Below are 15,586 nucleotides of genomic sequence, written 5' to 3' on the forward strand. Positions count from 1 at the left end.
GCATGTTCATGAGCGAAGCACCACGCCGCTATCGTCTTCCCACCACACGTAGACCTGATCGCCCCAGGTCGGACGCGCGCCGCGACGTTCGGCGTTGGCGACGAACGACTGCACCAGTTTGCCGCTCGGCAATTCGACGTAGAACACCGAGTGTCCGCCCAGATAAGCGATGTCGTGGACCTTGCCGCTCGACCAGTTGTACTCGCAGGTCGGCATGTCGGCGGTGACCAGCAGCTTCTCCGGACGAATCGCGTAGGTGACCGACTTGTCCTGCACCGAGGTGCTGATGCCGTGGCCGACGTAGATCTGCCGGTCGAGGTCCTTGCAGGTGATGGTCGCGTGGCCTTCGGCGTCGTCGATCACTTCGCCTTCGAAGATGTTGACGTTGCCGATGAATTCGCAGACCAGACGGCTGGTCGGGGTTTCGTAGATGTCGATCGGACTGCCGATTTGCGCGATCCAACCGAGGTGCATGATCGCGATGCGCTCGGCCATGGTCATGGCCTCTTCCTGGTCGTGGGTCACCATCACGCAGGTCACACCGACGCGCTCGATGATTTCCACCAGTTCCAGTTGCATCTGCGAACGCAGTTTCTTGTCCAGTGCGCCCATCGGTTCGTCGAGCAGCAACAGCTTCGGGCGCTTGGCCAGCGAACGGGCCAGGGCCACACGCTGGCGCTGACCGCCGGACAGTTGATGCGGCTTGCGCTTGGCGTACTGGCTCATCTGCACCAGCTTGAGCATCTCGGCCACGCGGGCGTCGATTTCAGCCTTGGGAATCTTGTCCTGCTGCAGGCCGAAGGCAATGTTCTGCGCCACGGTCATGTGCGGGAACAGTGCGTAGGACTGAAACATCATGTTGATCGGACGGTCGTACGGCGGCATGTCGGTGATGTCGACGCCGTCGAGGAAAATCCGCCCTTCCGTGGGCCGTTCGAAGCCTGCAAGCATCCGTAGCAAGGTGGATTTGCCCGATCCCGAACCGCCGAGCAGAGCAAAAATTTCGCCCTTCTTGATTTCCAGGGACACGTCGTCCACGGCAATCGTCTCGTCGAACTTCTTCGTGACCCGGTCGATTTTGACCAGCACCTGTTTTGGTGTCTGGTCGCCCTCGAGGGCTTTCTTGTAGGCGCCGGAGGCAACTGCCATTTACGAAACTCCCAACAGAAGCAGCAGTTCGCCCCGCAAGACGAACCCTGGATAGTTTGTGCGTTATTTGCCCGACTTGACCTTGGTCCAGCTGCGGGTCATCAAACGCTGAATATTGGCTGGCAACTCGGTCGACACGTAGGTCTTGTCGAGGACTGCTTGCGGTGGGTAAACCGCTTCATCGGTGCGAATGGATTGTTCCATCAGCTTGTCCGAACCCGGATTGGGGTTGGCGTAACCGACGTAATCACTGACCTGGGCGATCACCTCAGGTTTCAGCAAATAATTGATGAAGGCGTGGGCCTCTTTGACGTTGGACGAATCCTTGGGGATCGCCAGCATGTCGAACCACAGCGCACCGCCCTCTTTCGGAATCGAATAGGCGATGTTGACGCCCTTCTTGGCTTCCTCGGCACGGTTCTTCGCTTGGAAGATGTCGCCGGAGAAACCGATGGCCACGCAGATGTCGCCGTTGGCCAGATCGCCGATGTACTTCGAGGAATGGAAATAGGTCACGTAGGGACGCACCGCGAGCAGCTTGGCGGTGGCCTTTTCGTAGTCCTTGGTGTTGGTGCTGTTGGCGTTCAGGCCCAGGTAATTGAGCATGGTCGGCATCATTTCATCAGCCGAATCGAGGAACGCGACACCGCAGCTGTGCAGCTTCTTGATGTTTTCCGGCTCGAACAGCACGGCCCAGGAATCGATCTTGTCGATACCGAGCACGGCTTTGACTTTGTCGACGTTGTAGCCAATGCCGTTGGTGCCCCACAGATACGGCACGGCGTAGAGGTTGCCGGGATCGTTCTGCTCCAGGCGCTTGAGCAGCACCGGGTCGAGGTTGGAATAATTCGGCAGTTGCGCCTTGTCGAGCTTCTGGAACGCGCCCGCCTTGATCTGCTTGCCGAGGAAGTGGTTCGACGGCACGACCACGTCGTAACCGGTACGCCCGGCGAGCAGCTTGCCTTCCAGGGTTTCGTTGGAGTCGAAAACGTCGTAGACCGGTTTGATCCCGGTCTCTTTCTCGAAGTCGGCCAGGGTCGATTCGCCGATGTAATCGGACCAGTTATAAATATGCACCGTACCGGCGGCCTGGGCTCCGACAGCGATTGTCAGGCCGGCAGCGGCCAGCAGGGCTTTGCGCAAAGAAGAAAATACAGGCAAGTGGAGGTCCTCTAAATGGATTGGGCCCAAGTTGCCCCGCGCTGCATGACAGCCATGGCTGCCCGACAACAAAACCGGCGCGCAACTTACCCTCGAAAAACCGATCCAGCAAAACTTTCTGTCATTTAATTATCCGCTGGCCGCCGTCGCGACGACGACGGCCAGCGGTTGTGGCGACAAACCGGCTTATTTGCCCGATTTGATCTTGGTCCAGCTGCGGGTGATCAGACGCAGTGTGGCGGCGTCCAGATCGCTGATCGCATAGAGCTGTTTCTTCACTTCAGCCGAAGGATAGATGCTCGGGTCGCTGGTGATGTCCTTGTCCACCATAGGCGTCGCCGCCTTGTTGCCGTTCGGGAAACGCACGGCGTTGGTGATGCCGGCCATCACTTGCGGCTCCATCAGGTAGTTCATGAACTTGTAGGCGGCTTCGACGTTTTCGGCATCCTTGGGAATGGCGACCATGTCGTAGAAAGTACCGGCGCCTTCTTTCGGAATGGTGTAGGCCAGCTTGACCTTGTCACCGGCTTCCTGAGCGCGGGTCTTGGATTGCTCCAGGTCACCCGAGTAACCGACGGCGACGCAGATGTTGCCGTTGGCCAGGTCGGAGATGTACTTGGAAGAGTGGAAGTAGGCGACCGAAGGACGGATCTTCAGGAACAGGTCTTCGGCGGCTTTCAGGTCAGCCTTGTCCTTGCTGTTGGTCGGCTTGCCCAGATAGTGCAATGCCGCCGGAATCATTTCGGTCGGCGCATCGAGGAAGCTCACGCCGCAGCTTTTGAGTTTCTCGATGTTTTCCGGCTTGAACACCACGTCCCACGAATCGATCTTGTCGATACCCAGCGCAGCCTTGACCTTGGCCGGGTTGTAGCCGATGCCGATCGAGCCCCACATGTACGGGAAGGCGTGCTTGTTGCCCTGGTCGCTGGCATCGCCAACGGCCTTGAGCAGGTCTTCGTCGAGGTTTTTCCAGTTCGGCAGCTTGGACTTGTCCAGCTCCTGGTAAACCCCGGCCTTGATCTGCTTGGCGAGGAAATTGTTGGAAGGCACCACGATATCGTAACCGGACTTGCCGGCCAGCAGCTTGGCTTCCAGGGTTTCGTTACTGTCGAAGACGTCGTAGACGACTTTGATCCCGGTGGCTTTTTCGAAGTTGGCCACGGTGTCCGGCGCGATGTAGTCGGACCAGTTGTAGACGTGCAGTACTTTGTCGTCCGCGTGCACCGCACCCGCCATCATGCCCGCCATGGACAGCGCGAGCAGAGTCTTGCCAGCTAGCTTTTTACCTAATGCCTTCATGCGTCATGCTCCAAATTTTTCTTTTTTGAACCACTTTGTTCAGCGGCCGAACCCGGACAACTGGAACCGCGGCTAGTCTGGCAAGATCCGAGGCGGTCTTTCAACAAAAGACCAGCCTTTCTGACAGCTTTGAGCGAGTGCGCCGCAGCTCCCCCGCCCAAAGCCTAGCACCTAGGCCTGTAGCGCACCGAGGGTCAGGTCCAGACACTTGCGTGCTTTTGTAACCAGCTCATCGATCTCGGCTTTGCTGATCACCAGCGGCGGCGCGATGATCATGGTGTCGCCCACCGCGCGCATGATCAGGCCGTTGTCGAAGCAGAACTGCCGGCAGATCATGCCCACGCCCTTGCCTTCGTAACGCTTGCGCGTGGCCTTGTCCTGCACCAGCTCGATCGCCCCCAGCAGACCGACGCCGCGAACTTCACCCACCAACGGGTGATCGTTCAGCTCGCGCAGACGTTTCTGCAAATACGGTGCCGTTTCGTTGTGGGCGTTCTCGATAATTTTTTCGTCGCGCAGGATGCGGATGTTTTCCAGGCCCACCGCGGCTGCCACCGGGTGGCCGGAGTAAGTGAAGCCGTGGTTGAAATCGCCGCCTTCATTGAGCACGGCCACCACCGAATCACGCACGATCAACCCGCCCATCGGGATGTAGCCGGAGGTCAGACCTTTGGCGATGGTCATCATGTGCGGCTTGAGGTCGTAGAAATCGCTACCGAACCACTCACCGGTACGGCCGAAGCCGCAGATCACTTCGTCGGCAACAAAGAGGATGTCGTACTTGGCGAGGATTTCCTTGATGCGCGGCCAGTAGGTATCGGGCGGGATGATCACGCCGCCGGCACCCTGGATCGGCTCGGCAATAAAGGCACCGACGTTGTCGACGCCGACTTCGAGAATCTTTTCTTCGAGCTGATTCGCCGCCCAGATGCCGAACTCTTCCGGCGACATGTCACCGCCTTCGGCGAACCAGTACGGCTGCGCGATGTGGACGATGCCCGGAATCGGCAGGTCGCCCTGCTCGTGCATATAGGTCATGCCGCCGAGGCTCGCGCCGGCCACGGTAGAACCGTGATAACCGTTCTTGCGGCTGATGATGACTTTCTTGTTCGGCTGGCCTTTGATCGCCCAGTAATGACGGACCATGCGCAGCATGGTGTCGTTGCCTTCGGAGCCGGAACCGGTGAAGAACACGTGGTTCATGCCTTCCGGCGCCACGTCGGCAATCGCCTTGGCCAGTTCCAGCGCCGGCGGGTGTGCGGTCTGGAAGAACAGGTTGTAGTAAGGCAGTTCGCGCATCTGTTTCGCGGCGGCATCGGCCAGCTCATCGCGACCGTAACCGATCGCCACGCACCAGAGGCCGGCCATGCCGTCGAGGATCTTGTTGCCTTCGCTGTCCCACAGATAAACGCCCTTGGCGTTGGTGATGATCCGCGGGCCCTTTTCTTTCAGTTGCTTGAAGTCGCTGAACGGGGCCAGGTGGTGATCGCTGCTCAGCGCTTGCCACTCACGGGTTTGCGGGTTGTTGCTGGTCATGCCAATTCTCCTTGTTATCGGTGAAGGCGCGACGGCTGGCCGCCGCGCCCGGCGCATCAGACGGCGAAGAGCAGGTACTCACGCTCCCAGGAACTGATCACGCGCTTGAAGTTTTCATGCTCGGCCCGCTTGACCGCGACGTAGCCGGTGATGAAGGTTTTGCCGAGGTACTTCTCGATGGTCGCGCTGTTTTCCATACGCTCCAGCGCGTCTTCGATGGTCAGCGGCAGGCGCAGGTTGCGGCGCTCGTAACCACGGCCGACCACTGGCGCGCTCGGGTTCAGGCCCTCGACCATGCCGATGTAACCGCAGAGCAGGCTCGCGGCGATCGCCAGGTACGGGTTGGCGTCGGCGCCCGGCAGACGGTTTTCCACGCGGCGGTTCTGCGGGCCGGCATCCGGTACGCGCAGGCCGACGGTACGGTTCTCTTCGCCCCACTCGACGTTCACCGGTGCCGATGTGTCCGGGAGGAAGCGGCGGAACGAGTTGACGTTCGGCGCGAACAGCGGCAACAGCTCGGGGATCAGCTTCTGCAACCCACCGATGTGGTGCAGGAACAACTGGCTCATGGTCCCGTCTTCGTTGGAGAAGACGTTCTTGCCGGTCTGAATGTCGATGATGCTCTGGTGCAGGTGCATGGCGCTGCCAGGCTCGCCGGTCATCGGCTTGGCCATGAACGTCGCCGCCACGTCGTGCTTGAGCGCGGCTTCGCGCATGGTGCGCTTGAACACCAGAATCTGATCGGCCAGCGACAGGGCGTCACCGTGACGGAAGTTGATTTCCATCTGCGCTGTGCCGTCTTCGTGGATCAGCGTGTCGAGGTCCAACTCCTGCAATTCGCACCAGTCGTAGACATCTTCGAACAGCGGGTCGAATTCGTTCGCCGCTTCAATGGAGAACGACTGCCGGCCGATTTCCGGACGGCCCGAGCGGCCGATCGGCGGCTGCAACGGATAGTCGGGGTCGTCGCTGCGCTTGGTCAGGTAGAACTCCATTTCCGGCGCCACGATCGGCTGCCAGCCCTTGTCGGCATACAGCTTCAAGACTTTCTTGAGGACGTTGCGTGGCGACAGCTCGATCGGGTTGCCTTGCTTGTCGTAGGTGTCGTGGATCACCTGCGCGGTCGGCTCGATGGCCCACGGCACCAGGTACACGGCGTTCTGGTCGGGGCGGCAGATCATGTCGATGTCGGCCGGGTCGAGCAGTTCGTAATAGATGTCGTCTTCGACGTAGTCGCCGGTCACGGTCTGCAGCAGCACGCTCTCCGGCAGACGCATGCCTTTCTCGGCGATGAACTTGTTGGTCGGCGAAATCTTGCCCCGGGTAATGCCGGTCAAGTCGCCGATCATGCATTCGACTTCTGTGATCTTGCGGTCTTTCAACCAATCGGTGAGCTGGTCGAGGTTGTTACTCATAAATGCCTCTGGGCTGAGTCTCCTGACGCGATGTCAGGCAATTTTGACGCTTGCGGCGTCGCGTTAAAGGGGGCTTGCTCGCGCAGTGCCGGCTTACGCCTGGCACCGCGCATAGACAATGAAAGAGGAGCTTACCTGCCCTTGACGCTGGCGTTGCATTTCCCGTGCACTTTGCAAACGTGCAGAATCACAAGCATGACGCTGAGTGCGGCACGGGCTTTGAGAGGGAAAGAGTTCTATAGTGAAAGGAGACGCCATAAAGCGGATGCTGTGCCCGACGTCCAGAATATCGGACGCTGCCGTTTTGCCGGATGTTGACGAGCGTGTCGTCGACAGGCTGCGCGCCTTGCTGGCTGCGCTACGGACGGATTGATCGCCACTGATGTGATGAGCATCCAGACCGGACTGTTGCGAGCAGTCGGTGATGCCGATTAACGGCAGGCGAGACATGAAGCACCCCGGTATTATTGCTGTTATGGGTTTGACCGGAGCTTAGCCTTGTTCATTTTTTTACACAACACCCCCGTAAAAAATACAACACGGCCTGCTCAAGCCCGCAGCTGAGCAACGTTCAAGGTTGGAAAAATTGCCCCAAAGTGCCCCATAAATGCCCTCAAAGCGCTTTTTCGGGGCAAAAAAGGCCTCGCTTGACTTCGGCAGGCCGTTCGGGTTGACTGAAACCAGAAAAGATCAATGATTGATATTTTTAACAACAAAGGTGTTGCATCATGTCGGTACCCCCGCGTGCCGTTCAGCTTAACGAAGCGAACGCGTTCCTTAAGGAACATCCTGAGGTTCTGTACGTTGACCTTCTGATTGCGGATATGAATGGTGTGGTGCGCGGCAAGCGCATCGAACGCACCAGCCTCCACAAGGTTTACGAGAAAGGCATCAACCTGCCGGCCTCTCTATTTGCTCTGGATATCAACGGCTCCACGGTGGAAAGCACCGGTCTGGGCCTGGACATCGGCGACGCCGATCGCATCTGCTATCCGATCCCCGATACCCTGTGCAACGAGCCATGGCAGAAGCGCCCGACCGCGCAGCTGTTGATGACCATGCACGAACTCGAAGGCGATCCGTTCTTCGCCGACCCCCGTGAAGTGCTGCGCCAGGTGGTGACCAAGTTCGACGAGCTCGGCCTGACCATCTGCGCCGCCTTCGAACTCGAGTTCTACCTGATCGACCAGGAAAACGTGAACGGCCGTCCGCAGCCGCCACGCTCGCCGATCTCCGGCAAACGCCCGCACTCGACGCAGGTCTACCTGATCGACGACCTCGACGAATACGTCGATTGCCTCCAGGACATTCTGGAAGGTGCCAAAGAGCAAGGCATCCCGGCCGACGCGATCGTCAAGGAAAGTGCCCCGGCGCAGTTCGAAGTGAACCTGCACCACGTCGCCGACCCGATCAAGGCCTGCGACTACGCCGTCCTGCTCAAGCGTCTGATCAAGAACATCGCCTACGACCATGAAATGGACACCACCTTCATGGCCAAGCCGTATCCGGGCCAGGCGGGCAATGGTCTGCACGTACACATTTCGATTCTGGACAAAGCCGGCAAAAACATTTTTGCCAGCGAGGATCCCGAGCAGAACGCCGCGCTGCGTCACGCGATCGGCGGTGTGCTCGAGACCCTGCCGGCGCAGATGGCTTTCCTCTGCCCGAACGTCAACTCCTACCGTCGCTTCGGCGCGCAGTTCTACGTACCGAACTCGCCGTGCTGGGGCCTGGACAACCGCACCGTGGCGATTCGCGTACCAACCGGTTCTGCCGATGCGGTACGTATCGAGCACCGTGTGGCCGGTGCTGACGCCAACCCGTACCTGCTGATGGCTTCGGTACTGGCCGGCGTGCACCACGGCCTGGTCAACCAGATCGAACCGGGCGCGCCTGTCGAAGGCAACAGCTACGAGCAGAACGAACAGAGCCTGCCGAACAACTTGCGCGATGCCCTGCGCGAGCTGGACGACAGCGAGGTGATGGCCAAGTACATCGATCCGAAGTACATCGATATCTTCGTCGCCTGCAAGGAAAGCGAGCTGGAGGAGTTCGAACACTCCATCTCCGACCTTGAGTACAACTGGTATCTGCATACCGTTTAAACGGTTTGCAGCTTCAAAAAACGCCGTTGGCTGATTCAGCCAGCGGCGTTTTTTTATGGCCGAACATAAAACCTGTGGCGAGGGGATTTAGCGAAACGTCGCACCGCCCCGTTCGGTTGCGAAGCAGCCCCAAATCCATCCCACTCGGTGTGTCAGGATACCCGGCTCTCAGGGTTTACGACTGCTGCGCAGCCGGACGGGGCGGTGCGACGTTTCGCTAAATCCCTTCGCCACAGGGTACTGGCAGACAACACCTGAACCGCCTCGTACAATGCCCGCTGCCCCGCAGGAGACTTTCATGACGCGACCCGCCACCGTCCGCAAACCCCGTGCCCGCAGTCAGGCGCGGATCGATTCGATCCTCGATGCCGCGCGCACGCTGCTGGCGGCCGAGGGCGTGGCCAGTCTGTCGATCTACAGCGTCGCCGAGCGCGCGCAGATTCCGCCCTCCTCCGTGTATCACTTCTTCGCCAGCGTCCCGGCGCTGCTTGAAGCCCTGACCGCTGATGTCCACGCAGCCTTCCGCGCCTGCCTGCAAGCGCCGATCGATCATGACGCGTTACGCGACTGGCGAGATCTGTCGCGACTGGTCGAACAACGCATGCTGGAGATCTACGACGAAGACGCCGCCGCACGGCAATTGATCCTGGCGCAACACGGCCTGACCGAAGTGACCCAGGCCGACCGCCAGCACGATCTGGAACTGGGCGACCTGATGCACAAGCTGTTCGACCAGCATTTCGAATTGCCGAGGCTGCCGGACGATGTCGATGTGTTTGCCCTGGCGATGGAGCTCGGCGATCGCGTGTATGCGCGATCGGTGCAGCAGCACGGGCAGATCACCCCGCGCATGGCCGAGGAAGGGATGCGCGTGTTTGATGCCTATATCGGGTTGTACCTTCCGCCATATTTACCCAAAAGAAATCTCTAGCGCATGCACCGGCCCTTTCGCGAGCAGGCTCGCTCCCACATTTGAAATGCGTTCCCCTGTGGGAGCGAGCCTGCTCGCGAAAGCCGCGCCGCCGAATCCGCGGCAGGCACAAAAAACCCCGCAGGGCTCACACCCTCCGAGGTTGTTTTTTGTTCACCGGCTCACAACTTGGCGATCGACACCTCGGTGGATTTCACAAAGGCGATCACCTCACTGCCGACCACCAGCTCCAGCTCTTTCACAGAGCGGGTAGTGATCACCGAAGTGACGATGCCCGAAGCGGTCTGCACGTCGATTTCCGACAGCACGTCGCCGAGGACGATTTCCTTGATCGAGCCTTTGAACTGGTTGCGCACGTTGATGGCTTTGATAGTCATGGCATTGATTCCTGTCGTTGATAAAGGTGTTATTGCGCCCAGCGCAATTGCGTAGGCAGGGGTGAAACGGGTTCCGGCGCCGGCGGTTCGCCGGGCAGGGACAGAACACGGTTGAGCACTTCGGTTTCCAGTGCGGCGAGGCGATGCGAGCCACGCACCCTGGGGCGCGGCAGTTCGACGTGCAGGTCGAGGCCGACTTCGCCGCCCTCGATCAGAATCACCCGATCAGCGATCGCCACCGCTTCACTAACGTCATGGGTCACCAGCAGCACGGTAAAACCGTGTTGCTGCCACAGCCGTTCGATCAGTTGCTGCATCTCGATGCGGGTCAGGGCATCCAGTGCGCCGAGCGGTTCGTCGAGCAGCAGCAGACGCGGCTGGTGAATCAGCGCCCGGGCCAGCGCGACGCGCTGCTTTTGGCCACCGGACAATGCTGCCGGCCACTCATTGGCGCGATCAGCCAGCCCCACGGCTTCCAGTGCATCCAGCGCTTGCTGGCGCCAGTTGCCCTTGAGGCCAAGGCCAACGTTGTCGATGATCTTTTTCCACGGCAGCAGTCGCGCTTCCTGAAACATCAGCCGCGTATCGTCGCGCGCCTGGCTGAGCGGCGCGGAGCCGGCCAGCAGCTCGCCGCCAGTGGGTTGATCGAGGCCGGCGAGCAAGCGCAAGAACGTGCTCTTGCCACAACCGCTGCGCCCGACCACGGCGACAAACTGCCCCGCCGGAATGTGCAGATCGATGTCGCGCAGCACCTGGCGCGCGCCGAAGGTTTTCTGCAGGTTGCGCACCGCCAGCGGAATCCCGCGCAACAGGCGTGGAGGTTGTTGAGCGGTCATGCCGCACCTCCCTTGGCAACCTGATAGGCCGGGTGCCAGCGCAGCCACACACGTTCAAGTCCACGGGCGGCGAGGTCGGCGAGTTTGCCGAGCACCGCGTAAAGCAGGATCGCCAGCACCACCACGTCGGTCTGCAAGAACTCTCGAGCGTTCATCGCCAGATAGCCGATGCCGGAGCTGGCCGAGATGGTTTCAGCGACGATCAGCGTCAGCCACATGAAGCCCAAAGCGAAGCGCACGCCGACCAGAATCGACGGCAACGCACCCGGCAGAATCACCTGCCAGAACAGGCTGAAACCGCTCAGACCATAACTGCGCGCCATCTCCACCAGCGCCGGGTCGACGTTGCGGATGCCGTGATACGTGTTCAGGTAAATCGGAAACAAGGTGCCCAGCGCCACAAGGAAAATCTTCGCTGATTCGTCAATGCCGAACCACAGGATCACCAGCGGAATCAGCGCCAGATGCGGCACGTTGCGGATCATCTGTACCGAGCTGTCGAGCAGGCGCTCGCCCCATTTTGACAGGCCGGTGATGAAACCCAGCACCAGACCAATGCTGCCGCCGATGGTAAAACCGAGTGCCGCGCGCCAGCCGCTGATCGCCAGGTGCGTCCAGATCTCGCCGCTGCGTACCAGACTGACGCCGGCCTCGATCACCGCCACCGGTGCCGGCAGAATCCGTGTCGACAACCAGCCCGCCGACACCGACAGCTGCCACACCGCCAGCAGCAACACCGGCAACGCCCAAGGCGCGAGGCTGTGGATAAATTTGTTCATGGCCGCGCCTCAGCTCTGCGATGCGGCTTTGGGCAGGATGTCGTTAGCGACCATCTCGCCGAACGGGCTGACATAACCGGCGCTCTTCGGCAGTTCCGGGCGTTCAACGTCGAGGTGCGGGAACAGCAGCTCGGCCACCCGATACGATTCTTCGAGGTGTGGATAACCGGAGAAGATGAAGGTATCGATGCCCAGATCGGCGTATTCCTTGACCCGCGCCGCCACGGTCGGGCCATCGCCGACCAGCGCCGTGCCGGCACCGCCGCGCACCAGCCCGACGCCGGCCCACAGGTTCGGGCTGACTTCCAGATTGTCGCGGCTACCGCCGTGCAGCGCGGCCATGCGTTGCTGGCCGACCGAATCGAAACGCGCCAACGAAGCCTGGGCACGCTGGATGGTGTCGTCGTCCAGATGCGAGATCAGCCGGTCCGCCGCCTGCCAGGCTTCGGCGTTGGTTTCACGGACGATCACATGCAGGCGAATGCCGAAGCGCACGGTGCGGCCGAGCCTGGCGGCTTTGGCGCGCACTTGTGCGATCTTCTCGGCCACCGCTGCCGGCGGCTCGCCCCAGGTCAGCACCATCTCCACCTGCTCGGCGGCCAGATCCTGCGCCGCTTCCGAGGAGCCACCGAAATACAGCGGCGGACGCGGTTGCTGGATCGGCGGATAGAGCAGCTTGGCGCCCTTCACGCTAATGTGCTCGCCGTCGTAATCGACGGTTTCGCCTTCCAGCACGCGGCGCCAGATGCGGGTGAATTCCACCGAGGCCTGATAGCGTTCTTCATGGTTGAGGAACAGACCGTCACCGGCCAGTTCTTCCGGGTCGCCACCGGTGACCAGATTGAACAATGCACGCCCGCCGGACAAACGATCCAGCGTGGCTGCCTGCCGCGCGGCGACCGTCGGGGAGATGATCCCGGGGCGCAGGGCAACGAGGAATTTCAGACGCTGGGTCACTGGAATCAGCGAGGCCGCCACCAGCCATGAGTCTTCGCAGGAACGCCCGGTCGGAATCAGCACCCCGCCAAAACCCAGGCGATCCGCCGCTTGCGCGACCTGTTGCAGGTAACCGTGATCAACCGCGCGGGCGCCTTCGGCGGTGCCAAGGTAATGGCCGTCGCCGTGGGTCGGCAGGAACCAGAAGATATTGAGGCTCATGGAGTGGTCTCCTTGTGGATTCGAATTACTGGGCTTGGGAGCTTTGGGCCACAGCGGCCGGCGGGGTCCAGATCACATCCTTGATGCTCAACGGCTTGGGAATCAGCTTGAGCTGGAAGAACGTGTCGGCGATTTTCTGTTGCGCGGCGACCACTTCCGGGGTCAGGAACAGCGCGCCGTAGCCCTGGCGTTTCACCGAGGTCAGGGTGATGTCCGCCGGCAGGCCAAGCAGTGGCGCGACCTGTTGCGTCACGTCTTCGGGATTGGCTTTCGACCATTCGCCAACCGCGCGCACTTCTTCGACGAGGGTTTTGATCACCTCAGGATTTTTCTGCGCATACGGTTTGGTCGCCAGATAGAACTGGTGGTTGTCGACGATGCCTTTACCGTCACGCAGGGTGTGCGCTTGCAGTTGTTTCTCGGCAGCGGCCTGGTACGGATCCCAGATGACCCAGGCGTCGACACTGCCACGTTCGAACGCAGCGCGGGCATCGGCCGGTGGCAGGAACACGGTCTGAATATCGCTGTACTTGAGGCCGGCGTCTTCCAGCGCGCGCACCAGCAGGTAGTGCACGTTGGAGCCTTTGTTCAGGGCGACTTTCTTGCCTTTGAGATCGGCCACCGATTTGATCGGCGAGTCCTTCGGCACGAGGATCGCTTCGCTGTTCGGCGCTGGCGGTTCATAGGCGACGTAGAGCAGATCCGCGCCAGCGGCCTGGGCGAAAACCGGCGGGGTTTCGCCGGTCACGCCGAAATCGATCGAGCCGACGTTGAGGCCTTCGAGCAGCTGCGGGCCGCCGGGAAACTCAGTCCATTGCACGTCGACGCCTTGCGCGGCGAGGCGTTTTTCCAGCGTGCCCTTGGCTTTGAGCAGCACCAGTGTGCCGTACTTCTGATAACCGATCCGCAATGTCTCGGCTTGAGCTTGGGTGATGGCGCCGAAGGTGACAGCCGCAGCAAACAGAGCGACCAGACCACGACGCAAAAATACAGTGCGCATAGCGCTCTCCTTTTTGCTGTTGGGTTTTGGCTGCACCTGCTTGCCCGTTGGCGGGCGAGTAAGGCCAGTACTTCAAATTTCGATGGGACTTAAATGCTCCAGCGAGCACTCAACAAACGTTCGTTCAACAGGCCCGGCTCCAGCGGTTTCGGCCGGCGCGCCATGGCGCCGATGAACTGGTCCAGGGCCTCGTGCAAGCGTTGCTCCAGGGCCGGCGCCAGTTGCGCGGCGGCACTGCCTTCGCCGTAAGCGATCTGGCTGTCCTCGGCGAAAATGCCCTGAAGCATTTCCTGGGCCTTGAGTGCCGACAGCACAGGCTTGAGCGCGTAATCGACTACCAGCATGTGGGCAATGCTGCCGCCGGTAGCCATCGGCAAGACAATCTTGTGATTCAAGGCACGCTCGGGGAGCAGATCCAGCAGGGTCTTCAGCGCTCCGGAAAACGAGGCCTTGTACACCGGCGTGGCGATCAGCAGGCCATCGGCGTTTGCGATCTGTTGCAGCAGGTCGAGGACCTTCGGGCTGTCGAAGCGCGCGTGGAGCAGATCCTCGGCCGGGAAGTCCCGCACCTGATAACTCACCACTTCCACCCCTTGCTGTTGCAACCAGCGTTGCGAGCGCTCCAGCAGCACCCCGGAACGGGAGCGCAGGCTGGGGCTGCCACCGAGTGAGACGACCAGCATTGCAGATTCCTTTAAGCGTTACAGGCGATTCGCAGGCTGCGATCTCGCTTCAATGGCAGTGACCTTACCAGCTGATTTATATATCCATAAATCATATTTATTCATTTGGTTATGCGTTTAAGAAATATGAAGAAAAGCAGAATCTAGGCGAAAAAAAAGGCCGTCGAAACGGCCGAAATTCCCCTGCGTTGTGATTCTGGATTCTCAAGTGCCTGGGCTGACGCCTTCGCGAGCAGGCTCGCTCCCACAGGGGAATGCATTGCAAATGTGGGAGCGAGCCTGCTCGCGAAAGCGGCGGTGACTACACCGCAAATCTTATTTATTCGGCTGCGGCGTCAGGCGCAGGTACGGCTTCACCGCGCGATAGCCTTTCGGGAAGCGCTGCTTGATCTCGTCCTCATCCTTGAGCGACGGCACGATCACCACCTCTTCACCGTCCTGCCAGTTGGCCGGGGTGGCCACCTTGTAATTGTCGGTGAGCTGCAGCGAGTCGATCACCCGCAGGATCTCGTGGAAATTGCGCCCGGTGCTCGCCGGGTAGGTAATGGTCAGGCGGATCTTCTTGTTCGGATCGATGACGAACAGTGAACGTACGGTCAGGGTGTCATTGGCATTCGGGTGGATCAGGTCGTAGAGATCGGAGACCTTGCGATCGGCATCGGCCAGGATCGGGAAATTGACGATGGTGTTCTGGGTTTCGTTGATGTCTTCGATCCACTTGTGATGCGAGTCCACCGGGTCGACCGACAGCGCGATGGCTTTGACGCCGCGTTTGCTGAACTCATCCTTGAGCTTGGCGGTGAAGCCCAGCTCGGTGGTGCACACCGGGGTGAAGTCCGCCGGGTGGGAGAACAGCACGCCCCAGGTATCGCCCAGCCATTCGTGAAAACGAATCTTGCCGGCGCTGGAGTCTTGTTCGAAATCGGGGGCGATGTCGCCGAGTCTGAGGCTCATGGTGCTGCTCCTGATGAGGGATGGGAGACAACAACTGTAGCTTGTGATCGGTCAGCGTGAAAAAGAATAAATAACTAGATATTTAGATGATTAGAGAATATTAAAGATCTGTTCATTGGACACCGGCCGGCATCGCGACGAACATCGGTTGCAAGGTTCGAGAAGGCCTTGAGTTGCAGCAAAGAGGGAAATCGAGAAGGGCT

The 15,586-nt window shown here is 60.2% G+C and carries 15 protein-coding genes; 2 read left to right on the forward strand and 13 right to left on the reverse strand.

Annotated elements, in window-relative coordinates:
* Positions 1–6: 6 nt before the first annotated feature.
* From HU724_RS26930 to HU724_RS28090, 6 genes are all read right to left on the reverse strand, one after another.
* Positions 7–1,149 (reverse strand): ABC transporter ATP-binding protein, encoded by a 1,143-nt coding sequence (locus HU724_RS26930; protein ID WP_016772662.1) that lies wholly within the window; start codon positions 1,147–1,149, stop codon positions 7–9.
* 63 nt (positions 1,150–1,212) lie between these two features.
* On the reverse strand, positions 1,213–2,310 hold the full coding sequence (locus HU724_RS26935) for a polyamine ABC transporter substrate-binding protein (RefSeq protein WP_038860901.1): 1,098 nt from the start codon (positions 2,308–2,310) through the stop codon (positions 1,213–1,215).
* 186 nt (positions 2,311–2,496) lie between these two features.
* A complete protein-coding gene (locus tag HU724_RS26940) occupies positions 2,497–3,609 on the reverse strand; it encodes a polyamine ABC transporter substrate-binding protein (protein WP_016772660.1) in 1,113 nt (370 codons plus the stop codon).
* A 171-nt stretch (positions 3,610–3,780) separates the two neighbouring features.
* On the reverse strand, positions 3,781–5,145 hold the full coding sequence (locus HU724_RS26945) for an aspartate aminotransferase family protein (RefSeq protein ID WP_016772659.1): 1,365 nt from the start codon (positions 5,143–5,145) through the stop codon (positions 3,781–3,783).
* A gap of 56 nt (positions 5,146–5,201) precedes the next feature.
* Complete coding sequence (locus HU724_RS26950; protein WP_016772658.1) at positions 5,202–6,560, reverse strand: glutamine synthetase family protein; 1,359 nt, start codon at positions 6,558–6,560, stop codon at positions 5,202–5,204.
* Between the two features lie 93 nt (positions 6,561–6,653).
* A complete protein-coding gene (locus tag HU724_RS28090) occupies positions 6,654–7,010 on the reverse strand; it encodes a glutamine amidotransferase (protein ID WP_186569739.1) in 357 nt (118 codons plus the stop codon).
* Between the two features lie 278 nt (positions 7,011–7,288).
* Between HU724_RS28090 and HU724_RS26960 the strand changes: the two genes are divergently transcribed.
* On the forward strand, positions 7,289–8,665 hold the full coding sequence (locus HU724_RS26960) for a glutamine synthetase family protein (RefSeq protein ID WP_039757469.1): 1,377 nt from the start codon (positions 7,289–7,291) through the stop codon (positions 8,663–8,665).
* Positions 8,666–8,963: 298 nt separating this feature from the next.
* Positions 8,964–9,596: a TetR/AcrR family transcriptional regulator gene (locus HU724_RS26965; protein ID WP_041476873.1), complete on the forward strand. Its 633-nt coding sequence runs from the start codon at positions 8,964–8,966 to the stop codon at positions 9,594–9,596.
* A 161-nt stretch (positions 9,597–9,757) separates the two neighbouring features.
* On the opposite strand, the gene HU724_RS26970 is transcribed toward HU724_RS26965, so the two are convergent.
* The 7 genes from HU724_RS26970 to HU724_RS27000 form a co-directional block, all read right to left on the reverse strand.
* A complete protein-coding gene (locus HU724_RS26970) occupies positions 9,758–9,973 on the reverse strand; it encodes a TOBE domain-containing protein (protein ID WP_003229256.1) in 216 nt (71 codons plus the stop codon).
* A gap of 29 nt (positions 9,974–10,002) precedes the next feature.
* Positions 10,003–10,809, reverse strand: coding sequence for an aliphatic sulfonates ABC transporter ATP-binding protein (gene ssuB / locus HU724_RS26975; protein WP_186569740.1), 807 nt, complete (start codon positions 10,807–10,809; stop codon positions 10,003–10,005).
* Entirely contained in the window at positions 10,806–11,588 is a 783-nt protein-coding gene (ssuC, locus tag HU724_RS26980; RefSeq protein WP_027610511.1) for an aliphatic sulfonate ABC transporter permease SsuC, read from the reverse strand. The genes ssuB and ssuC overlap by 4 nt, the downstream gene beginning before the upstream one ends.
* A gap of 9 nt (positions 11,589–11,597) precedes the next feature.
* Positions 11,598–12,746 (reverse strand): FMNH2-dependent alkanesulfonate monooxygenase, encoded by a 1,149-nt coding sequence (gene ssuD, locus HU724_RS26985; protein WP_133335804.1) that lies wholly within the window; start codon positions 12,744–12,746, stop codon positions 11,598–11,600.
* A gap of 25 nt (positions 12,747–12,771) precedes the next feature.
* Complete coding sequence (locus tag HU724_RS26990; RefSeq protein WP_041476876.1) at positions 12,772–13,746, reverse strand: sulfonate ABC transporter substrate-binding protein; 975 nt, start codon at positions 13,744–13,746, stop codon at positions 12,772–12,774.
* An 89-nt stretch (positions 13,747–13,835) separates the two neighbouring features.
* On the reverse strand, positions 13,836–14,429 hold the full coding sequence (gene ssuE / locus HU724_RS26995; protein ID WP_041476877.1) for an NADPH-dependent FMN reductase: 594 nt from the start codon (positions 14,427–14,429) through the stop codon (positions 13,836–13,838).
* A gap of 315 nt (positions 14,430–14,744) precedes the next feature.
* Entirely contained in the window at positions 14,745–15,383 is a 639-nt protein-coding gene (locus HU724_RS27000; protein ID WP_186569741.1) for a peroxiredoxin, read from the reverse strand.
* Positions 15,384–15,586 lie beyond the last annotated feature (203 nt).

Origin of the sequence: Pseudomonas iranensis, assembly GCF_014268585.2 — a bacterium.
GTDB lineage: Bacteria > Pseudomonadota > Gammaproteobacteria > Pseudomonadales > Pseudomonadaceae > Aquipseudomonas > Aquipseudomonas iranensis.